Here is a 19,304-nt window from a genome sequence, read left to right as displayed (position 1 = left end):
GCGCACCTCGCTGCAAAGCGAAACTCACCCACTATGCGCCCGCTTAACCAGCGTCGGAAACACAAACAGCGACTGCCCCACCCCGCGATTGGTCAGCGACCAGATCGCCACTGAGCAGAGCGAACAGAGCCCCACGATAGCCACCGGATAAAAGCAGGCCCACAGGAACGAAAACCACGCCTGCTCAAACAGATGATGCCGCTGCGCGAACAGAATCGCGGACATCCCAAAGAACTCGATGAAAATACGGTGGATGACGTAAATCTGCAACGTATTGCGGCCGACCCAGTTGAGATAGCGCATGCTGAAATGCTGATTCAGCCAGCGGCAGGCAGCGATACTGAACAACACCGCCAGCACACACAGGAACAGGCTCTTATCCAGGCCGAATATCACATGAATCCCGGCGACTGCCGCCAGTAGCGCCCAGGGCATCAGGTTCTCCCGCCGCCATTCACTCAGGCGCAGCATGGTCTGGCTCCAGAACGCTCCTAACAGGAAGAACAGGAAATATTGCGCCAGGCTCTGCGGTCCCCAGAACGGGATCACTTTTTCAACCGCCAGATAATTCAACAGAATCGCCACCGCCACCAGGGCCAGCTTATATTGACGGAAAATTTTGGCGCAGAGGAAATAGAGTCCCAACCCATAGAGATACCACGAGGTACTCATGGCCATAAAGGTTAGCTTGAGAAATTCAAACAGCGAACCGGCATAGGCGGCATTCAGATTCTGCGAAATGCGCTGGCCGGTAATTTCAGTGGAGATGCCGATAATCGACCACCACTGAATAAACCCCCACAGAATATAGAGATAAAAGAGATTGGTGATACGACTGGTAAACACCTGTTTCCAGGGGCGGTTAATAATGCCATTGGTCGCCAGCAATCCCGACACAAAGAAAAAGGCAGGCATACGCAGCGGCGACAGGACCGTATTAAACTGTATCCATATTTCAGCGGGAATCCATCCGGCAGAAAGATATTTAATCGTCCCTTCAAAACCCGGTAACACCGTGTGGTACAGGACCACCAGCAATATGCAGGCGCCCTTCAGGGTATCTACCCATAATATCTGGTCTGACTTAGTCTGGCTCATTCAATGACTCCTGCTATGTAGGTCAGAATGCTGGAAAGTAAAAGCGAGGAAATCAGTATTGCTTTTATGATTATCCAGCGATTATTCGCCATTGAACCGATGATGGATGTAGCGAAACTCTTAAAAGCCGCCGGATGGCCCTGATGCCACAGTTATTTACTCAGCAGAACCTTTCCTTACACTTATTAATCAGAATGCAAACAGGCTAATTATCAGCGCCACAGCCAGACTAAAGGATAATAATGTTTCATGTTGCAGCAAATATAAATAAGAGAAAGCGGCATCAGGAAAAACCATTAAATATCTGATGAAAGGAAAAGATTTGTCAGATGTGGCAAAAGGTTTAACGGCTGAATAATAGGTTGTGATACTAAGGCGCGCATTATCCTGACAGCCGCCCGTTATCGTTTAAAAAGTGAGGTTATTAAGGCGGTTAAAACTGCCTTCCAGGGAAGGCAGTGAGGTTACTGACTGAGGAACTTATCGAGAAACTGACGGGTACGCGGCTGCTGAGGATTACTGAACAACGCTTTTGCCTCGCCCTGCTCCACAATGCGTCCCTGATCCATAAAAATAGCGCGGTCAGCGACGTCGCGGGCAAAGCTCATCTCATGCGTGACGATGACCATAGTGCGCTTCTCTTCAGCCAGTGCGCGAATGGTGCTGAGCACCTCTCCTACCAGCTCCGGATCCAGCGCCGAGGTCGGTTCATCAAACAGGATCACTTCCGGCCGCATTGCCAGCGCACGCGCGATCGCCACGCGCTGCTGCTGTCCACCCGACAGACGACGCGGATAGCTCTCTTCCTTGCCGTGCAGCCCGACCTTCTCCAGCAGCGTGCGGGCGCGGGCTACCGCATCCGCTTTCGCTTCGCCCTTAACGATAACCGGCCCTTCAATGATGTTCTCCATCACTGAACGATGGGGAAACAGATTGAAGTTCTGGAAAACAAACCCGACCTGCTGACGCAGACGACGCACCTGCTCCTTTTGCTTACTCTGTGCCAGCGCTGCATCCACGGTAATCTCACCGACGCGGATGGTGCCGCTATCCGGTACTTCCAGCAGGTTGATACTGCGCAGCAGCGTGGTTTTACCCGAGCCGCTGGGGCCGATAATCGCTACCACTTCACCAGCGGCCACATCAAGGTCGATATCGTGCAGCACCCTCTGGCCGTTAAAGGATTTCACCAGCTTTCTGACTTCGATGGCGCTCATTTCGACTCCGAATCCTGACGATTAACATGCTGTTCCAGCCGGTTCTGCAACGCAGACAACACCGTTGCCATCACCCAGTAAATCAGCGAGGCCGCCAGATACATGGTGAAGACTTCCAGCGTGCGCGAGGTGATCAGCTGCGCCTGGCGGAACAGTTCCGGCACCTGAATCGTCGCCGCCAGCGAGGTATCTTTCACCAGGCTGATAAAGCTGTTGCCCAGCGGAGGCAGCGCGGTGCGCGCAGCCTGCGGCAGGATCACCCGGCGCAGGGTCTGCCAGCGGGTCATACCGATACTCGCCGCCGCTTCCCACTGTCCACGCTCGATCGATGCAATTGCGCCACGCAGTGACTCAGAGGCATACGCGGCGGTGTTCAGGGAAAGACCTATCATTGCCGACGGAATCGGATCCAGCTCAATGCCAAACTGCGGCAGGCCGTAGTAGATCATAAACAGCTGGGCGATCAGCGGGGTGCCACGGAAAATCGAGACATAAATCCGCGCCAGCCAGCGAACCGGCCAGAAGCGCGACAGACGCATCAGCGCCAGAATAAAGCCCAGCAGCAGTCCGAAGAACATGCCGCCGATGCTGAGCTGCAGCGTAAACAGCGCGCCTTTTAATAAAAAAGGTGCTGAATCCAGCACCAGTTGAAGACTTTCCTGCATTATTTCGTCACGTCCGCGCCAAACCATTTCTGAGACAGCTTGCTCAGCGAGCCATCTTTCTGCATATCAGCAATGGCCTGATCGATCGCTTTCAGCAAATCGTCGTTGCCTTTACGCACCGCAACACCCGATTCCTGACGGGAGAAGGCATCACCCGCAACTGCCATGGTATCGCCGGTTTTCTTGACCAGATCCAGCGCAGCCAGACGGTCAACCAGAATGGCATTCAGACGGCCTGAGCGCAGATCCTGATATTTTGTGGGGTCATCATCATAAGTACGGATGTCCACGCCCTTCACGTTCTCACGCAGCCACTGCTCGTAGTTGGTGCCGAGGCCCACGCCCACTTTCTTGCCCGCCAGATCGGCCGGTTTAGTGATGGTGCCCGCGTTGGCTTTCATCGTCAGCGCCTGAATGCCGGAAACCGTGTATGGCGTGGAGAAGTCATACTTCTTCTTACGCTCATCAGAGATGGTGACCTGGTTGATCACCACATCGATGCGCTTCGCGTCGAGTGAGGCCAGCATGCCGTCCCATTTGGTCGGTTTCAGGCTCGCCTTAACGCCCATGTGCTGCGCCAGCTGTTCCGCGAATTCCACTTCAAAGCCGGTCAGCTTGCCCTTTTCATCCTGGAAGCTGAATGGCGGATAAGTCCCTTCCAGACCCACCAGCAGCGTGCCGCGCTCTTTAATTTTGTTCAGCAGGTTTTCGGCTGCAAAAGTTTTAACGTTGACGCCTGCGATCAGCGCCACCGCCATGACGCCCATCACCATCTGACGACCTGCACGAGAAAAGGACATATTCACCCCATTATTGACAGTATTGTGTGTGTGTTCTTATAAGGGCAGCACCGCGTGTTGCTGCCAGTCCAGAATGATAACGCACGGAGTATAAACTGTTTTATTCGCTTGTCTCAGACCGAAGGATGATAAGCAAATAACGCCGGTGCGCCGCCCGTATGAATAAACAGCAGCGGGCCTTCACGGCGGAAACGATTCTGGCTGATGCCATCCAGCAATCCCGCCATCGCCTTGCCGGTATACACCGGGTCAAGCAGGATGCCTTCCAGCTGCGCCAGCAGTTTCACCGCCGCCATGCCTTCATCATTGGGTTCACCGTAGCGTGGCGCAAAATAGTCATCCCACAGCGTGATCGGTGCCGTAGCCTGCACTTCCAGCGTCTCCGCCAGCGACTGACGTAAACGCTCTACCAGCGGCAACTGCGCTTCGACCTGACGTGAAACGGTGACGCCGACCAGCTCAGTTTCCGGCAACAGATGCTCCAGGCCTACCGCCAGTCCGGCATGGGTGCCGGCACTGCCCGAGGCGACAACCACGGCGGCGAAATCGACCACGCCTTCGCTCTGATGGGCGATCTCCTGCGCGCACTCTACATAGCCTAGTGCACCCAGCGCATTTGAGCCGCCGACCGGCACAATGTAAGGGCGGAATCCCTGCGCTTCCAGACGCGTGGCCTCTTCTGCCAGCTGTTCAGTGGGGTTGTGCAGTGCATCAACCATAATCACTTCCGCGTCCATCAGGTCCAGCAACAGACGGTTGCCGTTGCTCAGGTAGTTTTCAGCGTGGGTGCCAATCGGGTTTTCCAGCAGCGCCACACACTTCAGGCCAAGCCGGGCCGCGACGGCCGCCGTCTGGCGCACATGGTTAGACTGGATTGCGCCCGCGGTCAGCAGCACATCTGCGCCTTCGCGCAGCGCATCAGCTGCCAGAAACTCCAGCTTGCGCAGCTTGTTGCCGCCCATCGCTACCGGCGTGAAGTCATCACGTTTGATGAAAATATCGCGACCCAGATAGTCGGAAAGGCGTGGCAGGTGTTCTAACGGTGTGGGTGCGCCAAGCAGTTCAAGACGCGGGAATTGATGTAACAGATGTAAAGACAATGCTGCCTCCGGTCGGGCATGAAAATTATCCTTACAGTGTTGCAGAAGATGCGAAAAGGATCACTCTGATTCAGGTGACAGCAGATGCGGTAATAAAAAGACGAGAAGAAAGAAGCGCCGTGCTCCCCCTTCCCTTTACCCGGCTGGCGGGTAAGGGATAACGTGCCGGAGGCACGCGGGGGAGCAATCGGTGCAGAACAGGCTTACGCCTGCTGCCAGCCTAAGAACTGATCGTACTTGCGCAGCGCGATACGGTAATTATTATTACCGGCATCGGGCAGATCGCTTTCCAGACACTGATGCCAGCTATTTCCTTTAAGCTTTTCGGCCGGGAAATTTTTGGCTTTCAGCATCTCATCCAGTCGACGCAGACGCACCACATATTCACGAATCGTGCTGGGGCTCATCTCTGTCTGTTCAAACAAATATTGTTTAAACGCCATAATGTCGAAGTAATTAGGATGGGTATTACAAAAAATATCACTACAAAAACGACAAAGCGCGGTCAGTTCGGGCTGAAGTTTCAGCCACAGCTGCTCATCAATCATCTGGTCCATCCGAGCGATGGCCTCTTTATTGATGATCTGTCCACGAAAAACGAGCGCCATTCGATCTAATACCTTGCCACAGTGTGAACAGTTGCTCTGGCTGTGTTTATAGTCTTTAAGATAACGACTTAACGGTCTGGCCTTGGTCTTGGCTCCCATTACTGAGTCCCCGGTTTCTTATAATTTTGAATCGCCAGGAACTGATACTGCTAGCGCGCTCCCGCAAGTCGGGCCCGCAGGCGTTTAATCGCCTGACTGTGCAGCTGGCTGACACGGGATTCACCCACATCAAGTACCGCGCCAATCTCTTTCAGGTTCAGTTCTTCCTGGTAGTACAGTGTCAGCACCATCTTTTCACGATCGGGTAACGCTTCGATCGCTTCAATGACGCGCTCACGCAGACTCCCTTCTAACAGCTGGTGAAGCGGATTGGCCTCTTCATGGCCTTCCGTAACCAGCTCCGCGCTGTCGCCGTGCTCTTCCCGATACTCGTCGTAGGAGAAGAGTTGACTGTTGTTGGTGTCCAGCAGGATCTGCCGGTACTCCTCCATGGAAACATTCAGCTGCTGCGCCACTTCCTGCTCGGAAGCAGAACGCCCCAGCGACTGTTCCACTCTGTGCATTGCGCCCGCCACTTCACGTGCGTTACGACGCACGCTGCGTGGTGCCCAGTCCCGACTACGAAGCTCGTCGAGCATTGCGCCACGAATACGCTGCACGGCGTAGGTGGTGAAAGCTGTGCCCTGGAGCGCGTCGTAACGCTCTACGGCATTTAACAGCCCTATTCCACCTGCCTGCAGCAAGTCGTCAAGCTCAACGCTGGCCGGCAGGCGAACCTGCAGACGCAACGCTTCATGGCGCACCAGCGGCACGTAGCGCTGCCAGAGCGAATGCTTGTCCATCACGCCTTCGGCGGTATAGAAATCGTTCACGTTGACTACCCTGCGTTAATGAAGTTATCGGCATGATTATCCAATTCTGTAGCGTTTTCGATTGGCTGAATAGGCGGGGTAAAACGAGGCTATTTGATTTTTGTTAAGTCAGCGTGCAGTTATTTCTGCACGCTTCCTGAAATTAACGACGGGCGCGCAGCCGTTGCCGCGTGGCGGGCGGCACCGCAGCCCACAAACTGCAGACACGACCCTCCAGCTCCTGATACCAGGGCGCAATGTGCTGCCGCGCCTCCTCGCCGGGATGTACCTGAATCGTTCCTGATTCAGCATCAATGCTAATCAGTCGGTTAATAAATAGCCGCTGCAGATCGCTGCGTAAAAACAGGCCATTATCGATGCTGTTGTCTGCCAGGACACCGTCATCGCCCTCCTGCGTGTCGATATGACAGGCTTCCACCCACGGCCAGTTATGCCGTTCGGTCAGCTCGGTGCCAGTCATCACGCAGGCACCGTAGCGCGCTTTGACACCGGCGCTGAATTCCGCCTGGCTGGCACGCTGCAGCACTCGTGCTTTCACGCGACGGCCGACTTCAGTGCCTGGCATCACTGCCGCAGGGACTTTGTGCTGCGGCGTACTGAGCACCACGATGAACTGAATACGCTGCGACTGTGGAAAACAGGGGTCCGCCTGCGGATTAAAGAGCTGCCAGTAGATGTCTTCATCATCCTGATGCATCAGCACCAGTTTGTAGCCGCGACTGTTTAACAGGTTCTGTGCCGTGGCAGATTGTGGATCGATCATCGCGAAGACCTGACTGCTGCCCATCACTTTCCACAGGTTGTCGCGCTTCTCGTTGTCGCTGCGACGAAAATAGAGGAAAGAGAGATTCTGCTTAAGGTAGTGCTCAAACCGGCGCAGATAATTTTTACGTTCGTTGTCATGGGAGATGAACAGCAGATCCTCGAGCGGACTGTTGCTCTCCTCCCGCGCAAATACCGCACGGATTTTCAGCGTGCGCAGGCCGGTTGACGGACTCAGCAAGGCGCGCGCCGTCAGCTCTTTATCATCAGGGTATTGCAGCGCATAACGCCGGGCGATCTCATCGAAGGTCAGCTGCTCGCCCGGTAAAAGGTCATAATTGAAGCGCATAGACACTCCACAAAGTTAAAATCAAAAATGATGTTGTTCTGTGAGGAGTTATCGGCAGTACGGGGGGGAACTGTAACGGGATGGGCGATCATCTGCATTACGACCGGCGGCGCTGGCCCTCTTCGCGCCCGCACCGCACCGCACTGAACGGGTTTTCGTTATTCCTGACAATCTGCACCGGCGTTGACATCAACGATGCGATGACGCAGCGGAAGCAAAGCCCGGCGATAGCGATGACGCAGTCTGACGCTGAATGGCCGGCGTGCCATTAACCCTGCCCAGATGTCGCGTTTCTGCTGGTTATGCTGAGCAACATCGCTGAAATGCTGGATGGTGGTCTGCTGCGCCAGATCATGCAGCAGCACCGGTGCGGGATGCACTGCCAGTAGCTTTATGGCTCCATACTCTTCAAACAGGCACCATTTATCGGCAACCATCCAGACCGGATAGAGCAGTTTAAGCAGTCGTATAGCGGCCTCAAGATTGATCACATAAGCGTGTGCGGTGGTGGCACTGTAGACCGGATAGAGATGAGAGGTTTCCGTTACCGCGGCGATCGCTTTATCAACATATCTATTGACGCGTGATAACAGCACCAGCGTCGGGTTATCCGGGCATAACTGCATTGCCGGACTGGATAATACCGCGCCGAGCTGCCCGGTAAATAAGGCGTCATCTTCCAGAATCAACGCCTGTGCAATTTTTTCATCCTTCATCTTTCGATAAATAGCGATATGGCTTAATGCACACCCTATTTCACCCGGTTTGAACGCATAATTAACCGTACGGGTATGCTGCGCAATCTCCGCGTCTGTTAATGCATAGCCATTCACGGCGCTAATAAATTCGTAGTCAAGTCCGGCGGCATCGCATTGCGCAGAAATAGTGGCGCGACGCCCGGTTGATGAGGCGAGATTAATGATAAAGGTCTTCATGCAGGATCTGTATTCCGGGTAGTCATTATGCCTGAACAGCCAGCATACTGCCCATGACATGACCCGGAATGCGTTAAACGAGCGCTGAACCCTGACCTGAGATAAAATTTGAGTCTCTTTTGGGAGTGGGATAAATAAAGACTCCGCTGAAGCGGAGTCTTTATTTACTTAAGCAGGTAAATCAGCGACAAATCGTCATTGACCTTAACCTTGTTAATCTCTGCCAGAAAGGCACTCACCGACTGTGTACTGTGTTTTGTTATTGAGTGGTAGCTGTAGATGATATTGATAATATCCTCTTCATCAATCGTTCCGACCAACTCAACACTGGCGGCTATCAGTGACTTAAGCTGGAACCATTCTGCCGTCAGAAGATACAGGCTCAGCAACGGGCTGCGACTTTCGTCATTAGGGAAAAACTCATCATAAATGCGGTACTGAATATAGTTATTCATTATCCACGGGCGCTCAGCGAGCCACGGCATAACCTGATTCTGCCAGACGTTGTCCAGCCGGATCATCGACTGGCTGACGTCATCGGTTTTAGCTCCTTCCGACAAAATATAAATCAGCTTATTCAGATAGTGATCGAGAGTAGGAAAGGCACGCCTGTATGTCTTACCGCCAAACCAGGTCTGCAATCTCAACAGTAAAGACCATTGCAGATTATGGTCAGGCTTAATCTGGTCAAGCTGCAACCTGATTTCGCCCTGTGCCAGATTATCGAGCACGTCAGAAAAATGACGCTCCATCTTTTCCAGCCAATCCTCGCTGGGGCTGACTTTTTCTGCCGCCAGCAAAAAGGTTGTCAGCGCGTAAAACGCTTCATCAAGCTTCTCACCGCTCATTTTAACAATATTGAGACACATCAGATTCAGCAGCTTCTTGTGCTGATTGAGATCTTTGGCCTTATTGGCTTCTGGCTGAGTCTCAATGGTCTGTTCGAAAAGCATGGCATCGGGTGAAGCTAATAACTGCCGGGTGGCTTCCGGGCAGGAAAGCACCAGCGTCTTTTGCCGTTCATATTTAAATGTCCTGGCTGAGCGCGGATAAGTCGAGCAGGTCTTGCTCAATGCCTCGGCGCCCAGAGTGGAGTGCACCTTGCATAGCAGTTCTTCATCCATAAACGCACAGCTGCCAGAGGCATTCAGCTTCATGGTGCCCCAGTTGGCGACGCTTTTTCCGGTAATGACGATGTTTTCGGTCGCCAGGGTTCTTATTTCAATCTGTGAGGATTTCAGATAGCGCTTCACCGTGGGCTTATCCAGATTGATATCCCAGCCTTTGCAGCAGTGATCGCGACACTCACTGCCAATACATTTAAAAGCAGTGACAAACAGCGGTTCCACAACAGTAATATTTTTCATTTTTTACCTGCTCAACCAGGGTGCTTAAAAACATGAGGGTTGATGTCAGGATAAAGGAAAGCGAGGAGAGTGATTGGCAGAGAAAGGATTAAAAACCAGGCTAATCGTACGCATAAAAAAACCCCGCCGAGGCGGGGTTTTGAATTTGCGTTGAAGGCGATTAGCCCTGCAGCAGAGACAGAACCTGCTGTGGAACCTGGTTCGCTTTGCCCAGCACGGAGTTACCAGCCTGCTGTACGATCTGCGCTTTAGACATGTTTGAAACTTCAGTTGCGTAGTCAGCATCCTGAATACGTGACTGCGCTGCAGACAGGTTAGTGGTGGTGTTGTTCAGGTTAGTTACCGCTGAGTTCAGACGGTTCTGTACTGCACCCAGGCTTGAACGGAAGTTATCAACAGATGCGATAGCTTTGTCCAGCAGTGCCAGTGGGTTAGCGGTAGCTGAACCGGTGTGCACGTTGGCGTTGGTCGCAGAAGCGATGTCGCCGATGTTGCTTGCTACGCCGGTAGTACCACCTGAGCCGCCGTTAGCGATTGCAGCAGTAGCAGTGTTGTAGTCTTTGCCCTGTACAGTCACATAACCCTGTGCTGCGCCAGTTGCATCGCCGCCAACTTTAACGAACTGACCAGACATAGTACCAGCAGTAACGCCGTTAGCTGAGTCGGTGTAAGAAACGTCAGTGGTGTTCAGTGCAACTTTACCGGTCGCATCATCAACAGAAACGGCATAGTTGTCGCTGCCTGAAGAGACAACGTAAGTTGCAGTGGCTGCGCCAGCTGAAGTCTGTACGTTTTTCAGTGACAGTGAGCTTGCATCTACTTTCAGCGCAGTGGCAACAGCTGACAGGTCAACATCTTTCAGTGAACCGCTTGCGCCAACCTGAGTGATTGCATCGCTGGTTTTCAGTGCGTTTTTAGAGACGCCGAAACCTGACAGGCCCAGAGTAGAAGAGTCAATCTTCTTCAGGTCGATGTTGATGGTTTCGCCGTCGTTTGCGCCAACCTGAATTTTCATTGCGCCGTCTTTAGCCAGCACGTTCACGCCGTTGAACTGAGTCTGACCAGATACGCGGTCGATTTCGCTCAGACGTGATTTGATTTCGTCCTGGATTGAAGAGAGGTCGGAATCAGAGTTGGTGCCGTTCTGAGACTGTACAGTCAGCTCACGAACACGCTGTAAGTTGTTGTTGATTTCTGACAGCGCGCCTTCAGTTGTCTGCGCAGCAGAGATACCGTCGTTGGCGTTACGAGCAGCCTGAGTCAGGCCCTTGATGTTAGAGGTGAAACGGTTGGCAATTGCCTGACCAGCAGCGTCATCTTTCGCGCTGTTGATACGTAAACCAGAAGACAGACGCTCCATTGAAGTAGACAGAGCTGACTGGTTCTTGTTGATGTTGTTCTGAGTGATCAGCGAGAGGCTGTTGGTATTAATGACTTGGGCCATGATAAATTTTCCTGTTAATCAAGTCTTTCGGTTAAGGTGTGGGCTTCAACCCGCCGGCTTCAGCGCCGTCAAAGTTGTTATCGTCTGCCGTTTAACAACCTTTAGAATTTTTTTAGTACCAGGCGAATTTTTCTGCTTCAGCCTGTCACGTTTTAAGTTATCGCCACCTGTCCCGACTTCTTTAGACTTAATTCATTAATTTTCTAGCCGCTGAATTACCCTTCTCTATAGTGCTTATTTACCTCATTACCCTAAGGCAAATAACGTTAAACTTTCCTTATTCAAGGCCGATAACCCAGGTATCAATTTCTCTGTCGACCTTATAAAGGAATTAACATGGCTAGTATAAGCAACCTTGGTGTGGGTTCCGGCCTGCCACTCAGTACCATGCTTGACAGTTTGACCACCGCTGAAAAAGCCTCACTGACACCGATTTCAACACAGCAGTCGGCTTACACCGCCAAGCTCAGTGCCTATGCTACTCTGAAAAGTTCACTGACGACGTTTCAGACCGCTAACACTAAGCTGAACAGTGCGGACCTGTTTACCGCCACTACTGCGGTCAGTAGCTCGACGGCGTTCAGTGCAACCACTTCTGGCAGCACCGTGGCCGGTAAATATGCGATTAGTGTTACTCAGCTGGCGCAGGCGCAGGTGCTGACCTCTGCGGTGCAGAGCAGCAACACGGCCGCACTGGGTGACAGTTCGGTGGCCAGCCGCAGCATTGCGATTACCCTGAAAGATGGCACCAGCAAAAGCATCACGCTCTCCAGTGACCAGACTTCACTGACCGGTATGCGTGACGCGATTAACGGCGCTAATGCCGGCATCACAGCCAGCATCATCAAGGTGTCGGACGGCAGTTTCCGCCTCTCCATGAGTTCCAATAAAACCGGCAGCGATAATGCGGTATCTAAGATTGCCGTCACCGGCGACGACACGCTGCAGGGAATTGTGGGCTTTGACGCATCAGCCAGCAGCAACGCGATGACCCAGAGCGTCACGGCGCAGAATGCCAAACTCACGGTTAACAACGTTGCGATTGAAAACAGCAGCAACCAGATCAGTGATGCCCTGGAAGGGATTACCTTAAATCTGACCGCGCTGACGCCGACTGATCAGCCTCAGACACTAACGATTACCAAAGACACCTCAAAAGCCTCCAGCGCTATCAGCGCCTGGGTGGATGCCTACAATTCGTTGCTGGATCAGTTCAATACGCTGACCAAATACACCAAAGTGGATACCAATACGGCTTCACAGGACTCCAGCAATGGCGCCCTGTTGGGTGACAGCACGTTACGCACCATCGAGACGCAGCTGAAAAGCATGCTGACCAACGCGCAAAGCTCCTCTTCCTATAAATCGCTGGGGCAGATTGGCGTCACAACTGACCCTCAGACTGGTTCATTGAAAATTGATGCCACTAAGGTTAGTGCCGCGCTGGATAAAGATGCAGCGGGCGTGAAAGAGATGATCGTGGGCGATGGTAAAACCACCGGTATTACCACCAAGATTGCAACTAATATCACCGGATGGTTGTCATCTAAAGGAATTGTTCAGGCCGCCACCGATGGCGTCAGCAAGACGCTGAATAATTTAACCACACTGTATAACACCACCAGCGATCGCATTGATGCAGATATCGCACGCTATAAGACGCAGTTTACTCAGTTGGATCTGGCTATCAGTAAACTCAATTCAACCAGCAGCTATCTGACGCAACAGTTCGATACCTCTAGTTCAAGTAAATCATAGGAGTGACCATGTACAGCGCTACAGGCACCAAAGCCTATGCAAAAATTGGCGTAGAAAGCGCCGTCATGAGCGCCAGCCAGCAGCAGCTGGTGATGATGCTGTTCGACGGCGCACTGAGCGCGTTAATCCGCGCACGTCTGTTTATGCAGGATGGCAATATTGAAGGCAAAGGCAGCTCTATTTCCAAAGCGATCAATATTATCGAGGCTGGCCTGAAAGAAGGCCTGACTGAAAATCAGGGTGATGAGCTGGCAGACAATCTGCTGGACCTTTACAACTACATGACGCGTCGTCTTTTGCATGCCAACCTGCATAATGATGTTGCAGCGGTGGAAGAGGTTGAAGGCCTGCTGCGCAACATCGCGGACGCGTGGAAAGAAGTGGTTCAATCTAACCTGATTCAGGACGCCGTTTAATGACTACTGCACCGCATCTGATTACCGTTTACCAACAGTTACTCGATCTCAGCCAGGGAATGCTGCGTCATGCAGTAAAAGGCGAATGGGATGAATTGATCAGCAGGGAGATGGAGTATGTCAGTGCGGTGCAGAACTTAGCCCAGTCGACAGAGGCGGTATCGCCTTCGTCGCAGACGCAGGAGCAGTTACGTCCGGTCCTGCGCCGTATCCTCGACAACGAAAGTGAAGTGAAACGCCTGCTGCAGGCGCGTATGAATGAGCTGGCCTCGCTGGTCGGTCAGAACAGCCGTCAGAAATCGGTCATGTCCGCCTATGCCAGTCAGGGCGGCATTGTAATGGTGCCGCGCGAAACCCTCTCCTGATCCCCTGCTCTGCTACGCCGCCAGATTTATTTTTCTGCGCGGCGTCTCTTTTCTGCCGCTTACTCCATACTTGATTTTCATCATCCCCTGGAGTGTGGTACATGCAAAACCCAACGTTATTACAGTTTTTCCATTGGTATTACCCGGATGGCAGCAAACTGTGGCCGGAAGTTGCCGATCGCGCGGCCTGGCTCAGCGAAATTGGTATCACCATGGCGTGGCTGCCGCCAAGCTATAAAGGGGATTCGGGGGGTTATTCTGTCGGTTACGACAGCTACGATCTGTTCGATCTCGGGGAATTTGATCAGAAAGGCGGCGTTGCCACGAAATATGGCGACAAAACGCAATTACTGGCGGCGACAGAAGCTCTGCGCAGCCACAACGTTGGGGTGCTGCTGGATGTGGTGCTGAACCACAAAATGGGTGCTGACGAGAAAGAGGCGATCAGCGTTAACCGCGTCAATCCGGATAACCGTGATGAAATTTATGACGAGGTCGTGCCCTGCGAGGCCTGGACGAAATTCACCTTTCCGGCACGTGCTGGTGAGTATTCGAAATTTGTCTGGGACCACAAATGCTTTAGCGGCGTAGATCACATCGAAAACCCGGACGAAAATGGCGTATTCAAAATCATCAACGATTATACCGCCGAAGGCTGGAACGATCAGGTCGATAACGAGCTGGGCAACTTCGACTACCTGATGGGTGCCAACATCGATTTCCGCAACAATGCGGTCAGGGAAGAGCTGAAATACTGGGCGCGCTGGGTGATGGAACAGGTGCCCTGCACCGGCTTCCGCCTGGATGCGGTAAAACATATCCCGGCCTGGTTCTATAAAGAGTGGATCGATCATATTCAGGAGGTCGCTGAAGAACCGATGTTTATCGTCGCGGAGTACTGGTCGTTCGAAACCGAGAAGCTGCAGGAGTATGTGCATCAGGTGGAAGGCAAAACCATGCTGTTTGATGCGCCACTGCATATGAACTTCCATCAGGCCTCAACCGCAGGCAGCGCCTACGACATGAGCCAGATTTTTGCTAACTCTCTGGTGGTGGCGGATCCGTGGCATGCCGTGACGATCGTGGCCAACCATGACACCCAGCCGCTGCAGTCGCTGGAAGCGCCGGTAGAGGCCTGGTTCAAACCGCTGGCCTATGCGCTGATCCTGCTGCGTGAGCAGGGCGTGCCGACCATTTTCTATCCTGACCTGTTCGGGGCGACTTACGAAGATGAGGGCGGCGACGGCGAGACGCACAAAATTGAGATGCCGGTCATTCCTGAACTCGAAGGATTAATCCGGGCGCGTCAGCAGTATGGCTGGGGCGTACAGACCGACTATTTTGATCATCCCAACTGCGTGGCGTTCAGCCGCAGCGGTACCGAAACGCAGCCTGGCTGTGTGGTGATCATGTCGAACGGCGATGCGGGCGAGAAAAGTGTGCCGATGGGCGAAGGCTTTGCCGGTAAGGTCTGGCGCGATCATCTGGGCAACCGTGAAGAGACCATTACCGCAGACGAGCACGGTACCGCAGTCTTTGTCTGTAACGGTGGCAGCGTCAGCGTCTGGGTAGTAGCAGAATAACTGACTGAGTAAATGTAAAACCGCCCCGGCAGAAGCGAGCGCGCGCTGCCGGGGCGGTTTTTTTTATGGGCGGCGGTTACGACTGCGCGTTATGTTCAGTAATCGGCGTGCGCAGCAGCTGCGGTTCAATATTCTGGATCACTGCGGCTTTCGGCTGTTTAGCCACCTCTTCCAGTGCCTGCTGACACTCTACTGTCGGACGCGCCACCTTGCGCAGGGTCAGCCCGTCATAGTTCAGTTCGCTGTTATCGACGACCAGCGGCATCACGCGTATCCTGCGCGTCACGTTGACATAGTCACCGCTCAGACGGGTCAGTTTGCCTGGCTTCGCAATCACACGCATCCACTGACGGCAATCCAGCGTGCTGCCATCCGCATTGATAATCAGACTGGCCATGGCCTGTCCATTGATCAGGCTGGTCTGCGGGCCGACGGTTTGCCAGTTCCCCTGCAACTCAGCCGGTGCCGGCGTTTGTACCGCATTTTCATAATCGTTGATTTGCGCACAGCCACTCAGTGCAAGCGCGGCAATCAGCATCCACTTTTTCATGTTTAATCCCTAAGATCGCGTCAATGGCGGCTACGTTATAATTTTTCCACCGCGTAGCGCAAGGTATCTGGCTGTTCAGACACCCGCGAGCGACTGTTTACAGCAGAATTTACCCTTGAGCCAGGAGACCGATCAGCTTTTTGATCGGCAGCTGGCAGTGGGAATGGGCTCTGGCACGCCTGACAAGCGGAAGACAACCCGATACACTGACGCGCTGCATCAGACTTTCAGGAATATAAATATGAAAACGCCAGAAGCCTACTATGCCCAGGCACGTGAAATGTTTTTTACCGCGCATCCCGACTTTCAGTCTGCACTGGATGAGTTGACGGAGAGTGATGCCCGTGCCGCTAATCTGTCGCTGCGACAGCTACGTGAATGGCATGCCGAACGCATCTATGCAGCCTTTTTGCGGCAGAAAAATCTGGATGGGATGATTTTTTCTATTCAGCTCGCTGAGCCGGATAAAGCGGTAGCGGCTGAGGCTATCGAGACCTATCTTAAATCTCATGCTGAGTCGCTGGGGATGAGCTGGGAACAGTTCTGCATCAAAAACGAGCTGTAATTTTCAATGCACTGGACAGGCGTGAATTACACCTTTCAGCCTGCCGTACAGCATCGGATGAAGCAGTAGAGTACAACGCGATACTTTCACGTCATGCCGCAGGTGATGATTGCCCTTACAGGCAGAGCATCTTCACTGCCTCCGGAGAGGTTGCCGGGCTTTCCTCTCCGGAGGCGTATTGATAAATGGCCCTACTCTCGCTCTTCCGTGGCTTTGCCTTTCACTTCTACATAGCTTGCAACCGCAAGCAGACGATTGATGTGCGTCAGCAGCAGATCAACATCCGACTGCAGAAACTCGGTCGACGATTGCGAAGCGGTAATGATGGCATCCTGCACCGTTTCTGTAATGGTCAGCGAGTTGTCCTGTTTTGCTTGTACCAGCAGCGCTGCAACCAGCAGGGACTGCGCTTCAAGCTGCGCCGTCAGCTCTTTTGCGTCGACGTCCATCTTTGCCAGCTTTAGCAGAATATCAATGACCAGTTGTCGCATCGCGGACCTCCTGAAAAGTAAGCCGACATTATGTCGCGATGCGTGCGCATTTTGCTAGTCGAAGATTGAGGTTTGAGCGAGATAAAAATTTACGCGAAATCAGGGGTACTGCCTTGCTACTGTTTTTATTTACAGTATTATATATCAGCGATTTTGCCCTGAATGGATTGCCATCATGTTTGTTGAGTTGATTTATGACAAGCGCAACGTTGCCGGTTTACCGGGTGCTCGCGAGATGATTCGTGAGGAGCTGGAAAAGCGGGTACATCGGGTGTTTCCTGACATTGAAGTTAAGGTCAAGCCGATGGAACGTAACGCGATTGATACTGATTTGAGTAAGAACGACAAGGCGACAGTTGCGCGTATTGTTGAAGAAATGTTCGACGAAGCGGAAATGTGGCTGGTGGCCGACTAATCCTTTAGCGGCCACCGCATCAGTCAGCGGGAGATGAATCAGCTCTCCTGCTCACTGTGATTAATTTCAATCTCGATGTCCTGAATGGCGGCATCCAGATCTTCCAGCAGTTTCCCCTGCTTATTCAGCAACGCATCGATACGATCGGCGTTCGTCTTGTCTTTATACTCACCCGCATCAAACGCTAACCAATGGCTGGACAGGGTTTCGGTGTTGGTCTGCGCGTAGTGGCGCATCTCTTTCAACTGCGAAGTCACATCGCGCAGATAGTCATTTTTGGTCTTGGTTTCTGTTGAATCGCTCATGCTAAATTTCCTTCTGGTCAGTTATCAAAAGTGTTTAGGCTTAGCGGTTCATCTACCGGCCAATCAGCGGACGCCAGTTCAGATACAAAATGTCGTCCGGAGATTTAAAACTAGTCGATAATAGCGAAGCCGCACTAAGAATAATCGGAAGTTATGGTTTCTCCGTGGGTTTCGCGGATGGCACCTCCTTCTCAATCACGACTTCTTTCACTTTTGTGATCGTTTTGTCGGCGACGCGCTCCGGTATTACATCAAGCTTATGCTGTAAGGCTGCAACCTGACTGGTCAGCAAATCCACCCGGTCATCACGCCGCGCTGCAATGACCCGATAATCTGCCCGAATCTCCTCAACCCGCTTATTTGCCGTGTTACTGACGTAAACAAAAATAATTGTCATCAGAATGCAAATCATCGAACAGCTTAGCAGAATGCAGCCGAGGATAACTTTGCGCTGGTATGACATAGGTGCCTTAAGCCTGTTAATCGTTGACATCGCTGCGATCCTCCAGAGTTGAGATCAGCCGATCAATCTCATTACGAAATTTATCGTTCTGATCGGTTTCGGTCATTGCCAGTAAAATACCTACGGCATTCTTGATTAACCGCAGATCCGTTTCGAGTGTCGCAATACGTCGCAGATTTCTGTCATGACGTTCACGTAACTCATCGTTCTCCTCCCGTATCAACAGGTTGCTCTCTTTCAGCAATACCACCTGCTCTTTGTAGCTGGTAATAATTTCGCCGCCGGCTCGATTACTGGTTACGATTGACGCGATACCCGCCAATAACGGTTTCCAGAACAGTGCAGCCGCCCCCCCACCCAGAACTAATGCACCCATACTGGTAATCAGACTACTTTCCATGCCACACCCCTTTGTCCGGTAAGGTCTCTGGAACACACTGCGTGCAGAACAGCCACGTCCTCCACCCTGAATTTAAGATTGCTTAAATACCAGAGTTAAGTATACTTAAGTCAATCTCAACTAAAAAGTCAAGCTGATGAAAAACGAAACGCTGGGTGACCGCATCCGACTCCGACGTAAATCACTGCAATTAACGCAGAAGCAACTGGCGCAACAGGTAAAAGTTTCCCATGTAGCTATTTCACAATGGGAAAAAGAGGAGACGCTGCCGCGCGGTGAAAACCTGCTTCGGCTTGCCGAAGCGCTGGGCTGCACGCCGGCTTATCTGATAGATGGGGATGGTCCTGTTTTCAGTGAAAATAGCTGGGCTGGCCTGCACCAGATCCCGCTGCTTTCTCAGCGCGATGTCGCACAATGGCTGAACGACGCCAGCTCTGTGCGGCATGAGCTACTGATGCACAACGATATGGCGCTTTCGCAACAGAGTTTCGCCATCCGGGTAGAAGAACAGGCGATGACGCCCGCGATTCTGCGGGGGGATGTGGTGATCATTGATCCCAGCCTGGCACCTCAGCCCGGCGACTGCGTGCTGGCAATGCAGCAACAGAATGCCCTGCTGCGCACCTGGCGTCAGCGAGGCAGTGAAGAGGGTGTTGCGCAGTTTGAACTGGCTCCGGTCAATATCAACTTTCCCGAGCTGCATTCAAGCCGGGACAGCCTGCAACTGATTGGAACACTGGTTGAATTACGCCGCTATCGGCAGCCATAAAAAAAAC

At 52.6% G+C, this 19,304-nt stretch carries 23 protein-coding genes; 7 read left to right on the top strand and 16 right to left on the bottom strand.

The annotated features are described in order from the left end of the window. Positions 1–24: 24 nt before the first annotated feature. The 11 genes from IV493_RS06690 to IV493_RS06640 form a co-directional block, all read right to left on the bottom strand. A complete protein-coding gene (locus tag IV493_RS06690; protein WP_195857956.1) occupies positions 25–1,098 on the bottom strand; it encodes an acyltransferase family protein in 1,074 nt (357 codons plus the stop codon). Between the two features lie 464 nt (positions 1,099–1,562). Then, positions 1,563–2,315 carry an L-cystine ABC transporter ATP-binding protein TcyN gene (gene tcyN, locus IV493_RS06685; protein WP_013358250.1) on the bottom strand — a complete coding sequence of 251 codons (753 nt, stop codon included), beginning with the start codon at positions 2,313–2,315 and terminating at the stop codon, positions 1,563–1,565. Then, positions 2,312–2,980 (bottom strand): cystine ABC transporter permease, encoded by a 669-nt coding sequence (tcyL, locus tag IV493_RS06680; protein WP_013358251.1) that lies wholly within the window; start codon positions 2,978–2,980, stop codon positions 2,312–2,314. Before tcyL ends, tcyN begins: the two co-directional genes overlap by 4 nt. Further along, on the bottom strand, positions 2,980–3,780 hold the full coding sequence (tcyJ, locus tag IV493_RS06675; RefSeq protein WP_013358252.1) for a cystine ABC transporter substrate-binding protein: 801 nt from the start codon (positions 3,778–3,780) through the stop codon (positions 2,980–2,982). Before tcyJ ends, tcyL begins: the two co-directional genes overlap by 1 nt. Positions 3,781–3,893: 113 nt before the next feature. Then, on the bottom strand, positions 3,894–4,880 hold the full coding sequence (locus IV493_RS06670) for a D-cysteine desulfhydrase (RefSeq protein ID WP_195857955.1): 987 nt from the start codon (positions 4,878–4,880) through the stop codon (positions 3,894–3,896). A gap of 203 nt (positions 4,881–5,083) precedes the next feature. Continuing rightward, the gene (fliZ, locus tag IV493_RS06665) at positions 5,084–5,587 is read right to left on the bottom strand and encodes a flagella biosynthesis regulatory protein FliZ (RefSeq protein ID WP_008926851.1); all 504 of its coding nucleotides are present in this window, start codon (positions 5,585–5,587) and stop codon (positions 5,084–5,086) included. Between the two features lie 50 nt (positions 5,588–5,637). Beyond that, entirely contained in the window at positions 5,638–6,360 is a 723-nt protein-coding gene (locus IV493_RS06660; protein ID WP_003854529.1) for an RNA polymerase sigma factor FliA, read from the bottom strand. A 142-nt stretch (positions 6,361–6,502) separates the two neighbouring features. Next, the gene (locus IV493_RS06655; RefSeq protein ID WP_013358255.1) at positions 6,503–7,471 is read right to left on the bottom strand and encodes an HNH endonuclease signature motif containing protein; all 969 of its coding nucleotides are present in this window, start codon (positions 7,469–7,471) and stop codon (positions 6,503–6,505) included. Between the two features lie 158 nt (positions 7,472–7,629). Further along, the gene (locus IV493_RS06650; RefSeq protein WP_195857954.1) at positions 7,630–8,406 is read right to left on the bottom strand and encodes a glycosyltransferase family 25 protein; all 777 of its coding nucleotides are present in this window, start codon (positions 8,404–8,406) and stop codon (positions 7,630–7,632) included. Positions 8,407–8,570: 164 nt separating this feature from the next. Further along, positions 8,571–9,773, bottom strand: a complete 1,203-nt coding sequence (fliB, locus tag IV493_RS06645; RefSeq protein ID WP_195857953.1) for a flagellin lysine-N-methylase — start codon at positions 9,771–9,773, stop codon at positions 8,571–8,573. A 160-nt stretch (positions 9,774–9,933) separates the two neighbouring features. Continuing rightward, on the bottom strand, positions 9,934–11,217 hold the full coding sequence (locus IV493_RS06640) for a FliC/FljB family flagellin (RefSeq protein ID WP_095707013.1): 1,284 nt from the start codon (positions 11,215–11,217) through the stop codon (positions 9,934–9,936). 336 nt (positions 11,218–11,553) lie between these two features. Between IV493_RS06640 and fliD the strand changes: the two genes are divergently transcribed. The 4 genes from fliD (at position 11,554) to amyA (ending at position 15,339) form a co-directional block, all read left to right on the top strand. After that, positions 11,554–12,975: a flagellar filament capping protein FliD gene (gene fliD, locus IV493_RS06635; protein ID WP_013358259.1), complete on the top strand. Its 1,422-nt coding sequence runs from the start codon at positions 11,554–11,556 to the stop codon at positions 12,973–12,975. Between the two features lie 8 nt (positions 12,976–12,983). After that, the gene (fliS, locus tag IV493_RS06630) at positions 12,984–13,391 is read left to right on the top strand and encodes a flagellar export chaperone FliS (RefSeq protein WP_013358260.1); all 408 of its coding nucleotides are present in this window, start codon (positions 12,984–12,986) and stop codon (positions 13,389–13,391) included. Next, positions 13,391–13,756 carry a flagella biosynthesis regulatory protein FliT gene (gene fliT, locus IV493_RS06625; protein ID WP_147790059.1) on the top strand — a complete coding sequence of 122 codons (366 nt, stop codon included), beginning with the start codon at positions 13,391–13,393 and terminating at the stop codon, positions 13,754–13,756. The genes fliS and fliT overlap by 1 nt, the downstream gene beginning before the upstream one ends. Positions 13,757–13,857: 101 nt before the next feature. Further along, positions 13,858–15,339, top strand: a complete 1,482-nt coding sequence (amyA, locus tag IV493_RS06620) for an alpha-amylase (RefSeq protein ID WP_033783365.1) — start codon at positions 13,858–13,860, stop codon at positions 15,337–15,339. Positions 15,340–15,415: 76 nt separating this feature from the next. Here amyA and yedD read toward each other — a convergent pair whose 3' ends face one another. Beyond that, a complete protein-coding gene (gene yedD, locus IV493_RS06615) occupies positions 15,416–15,889 on the bottom strand; it encodes a lipoprotein YedD (RefSeq protein ID WP_195857952.1) in 474 nt (157 codons plus the stop codon). Between the two features lie 241 nt (positions 15,890–16,130). On the opposite strand from yedD, the gene IV493_RS06610 reads away from it, so the two are divergent. Further along, positions 16,131–16,454 carry a DUF6388 family protein gene (locus IV493_RS06610; RefSeq protein ID WP_195857951.1) on the top strand — a complete coding sequence of 108 codons (324 nt, stop codon included), beginning with the start codon at positions 16,131–16,133 and terminating at the stop codon, positions 16,452–16,454. Positions 16,455–16,645: 191 nt separating this feature from the next. Here the strand turns inward: IV493_RS06610 and iraP are convergent, their stop codons facing one another. Then, on the bottom strand, positions 16,646–16,945 hold the full coding sequence (iraP, locus tag IV493_RS06605) for an anti-adapter protein IraP (RefSeq protein ID WP_013358264.1): 300 nt from the start codon (positions 16,943–16,945) through the stop codon (positions 16,646–16,648). Between the two features lie 175 nt (positions 16,946–17,120). On the opposite strand from iraP, the gene IV493_RS06600 reads away from it, so the two are divergent. Further along, positions 17,121–17,360: a DinI-like family protein gene (locus IV493_RS06600; RefSeq protein WP_003854508.1), complete on the top strand. Its 240-nt coding sequence runs from the start codon at positions 17,121–17,123 to the stop codon at positions 17,358–17,360. 38 nt (positions 17,361–17,398) lie between these two features. Here the strand turns inward: IV493_RS06600 and IV493_RS06595 are convergent, their stop codons facing one another. The 3 genes from IV493_RS06595 to IV493_RS06585 form a co-directional block, all read right to left on the bottom strand. Further along, on the bottom strand, positions 17,399–17,665 hold the full coding sequence (locus tag IV493_RS06595; RefSeq protein ID WP_013358265.1) for a hypothetical protein: 267 nt from the start codon (positions 17,663–17,665) through the stop codon (positions 17,399–17,401). 151 nt (positions 17,666–17,816) lie between these two features. Then, positions 17,817–18,158: a hypothetical protein gene (locus tag IV493_RS06590; protein ID WP_013358266.1), complete on the bottom strand. Its 342-nt coding sequence runs from the start codon at positions 18,156–18,158 to the stop codon at positions 17,817–17,819. Then, the gene (locus IV493_RS06585) at positions 18,145–18,528 is read right to left on the bottom strand and encodes a hypothetical protein (protein WP_033783371.1); all 384 of its coding nucleotides are present in this window, start codon (positions 18,526–18,528) and stop codon (positions 18,145–18,147) included. Before IV493_RS06585 ends, IV493_RS06590 begins: the two co-directional genes overlap by 14 nt. Positions 18,529–18,664: 136 nt before the next feature. On the opposite strand from IV493_RS06585, the gene IV493_RS06580 reads away from it, so the two are divergent. Beyond that, the gene (locus IV493_RS06580) at positions 18,665–19,297 is read left to right on the top strand and encodes a helix-turn-helix domain-containing protein (protein WP_013358268.1); all 633 of its coding nucleotides are present in this window, start codon (positions 18,665–18,667) and stop codon (positions 19,295–19,297) included. Positions 19,298–19,304: the final 7 nt, after the last annotated feature.

Source organism: Pantoea sp. SM3640 (assembly GCF_015654165.1).
In the GTDB taxonomy this organism is placed as follows: Bacteria; Pseudomonadota; Gammaproteobacteria; order Enterobacterales; family Enterobacteriaceae; genus Pantoea; species Pantoea vagans.
The sequence above is the reverse complement of the archived record's forward strand: the minus strand, read 5'-3'. Positions and strand labels throughout refer to the sequence as shown.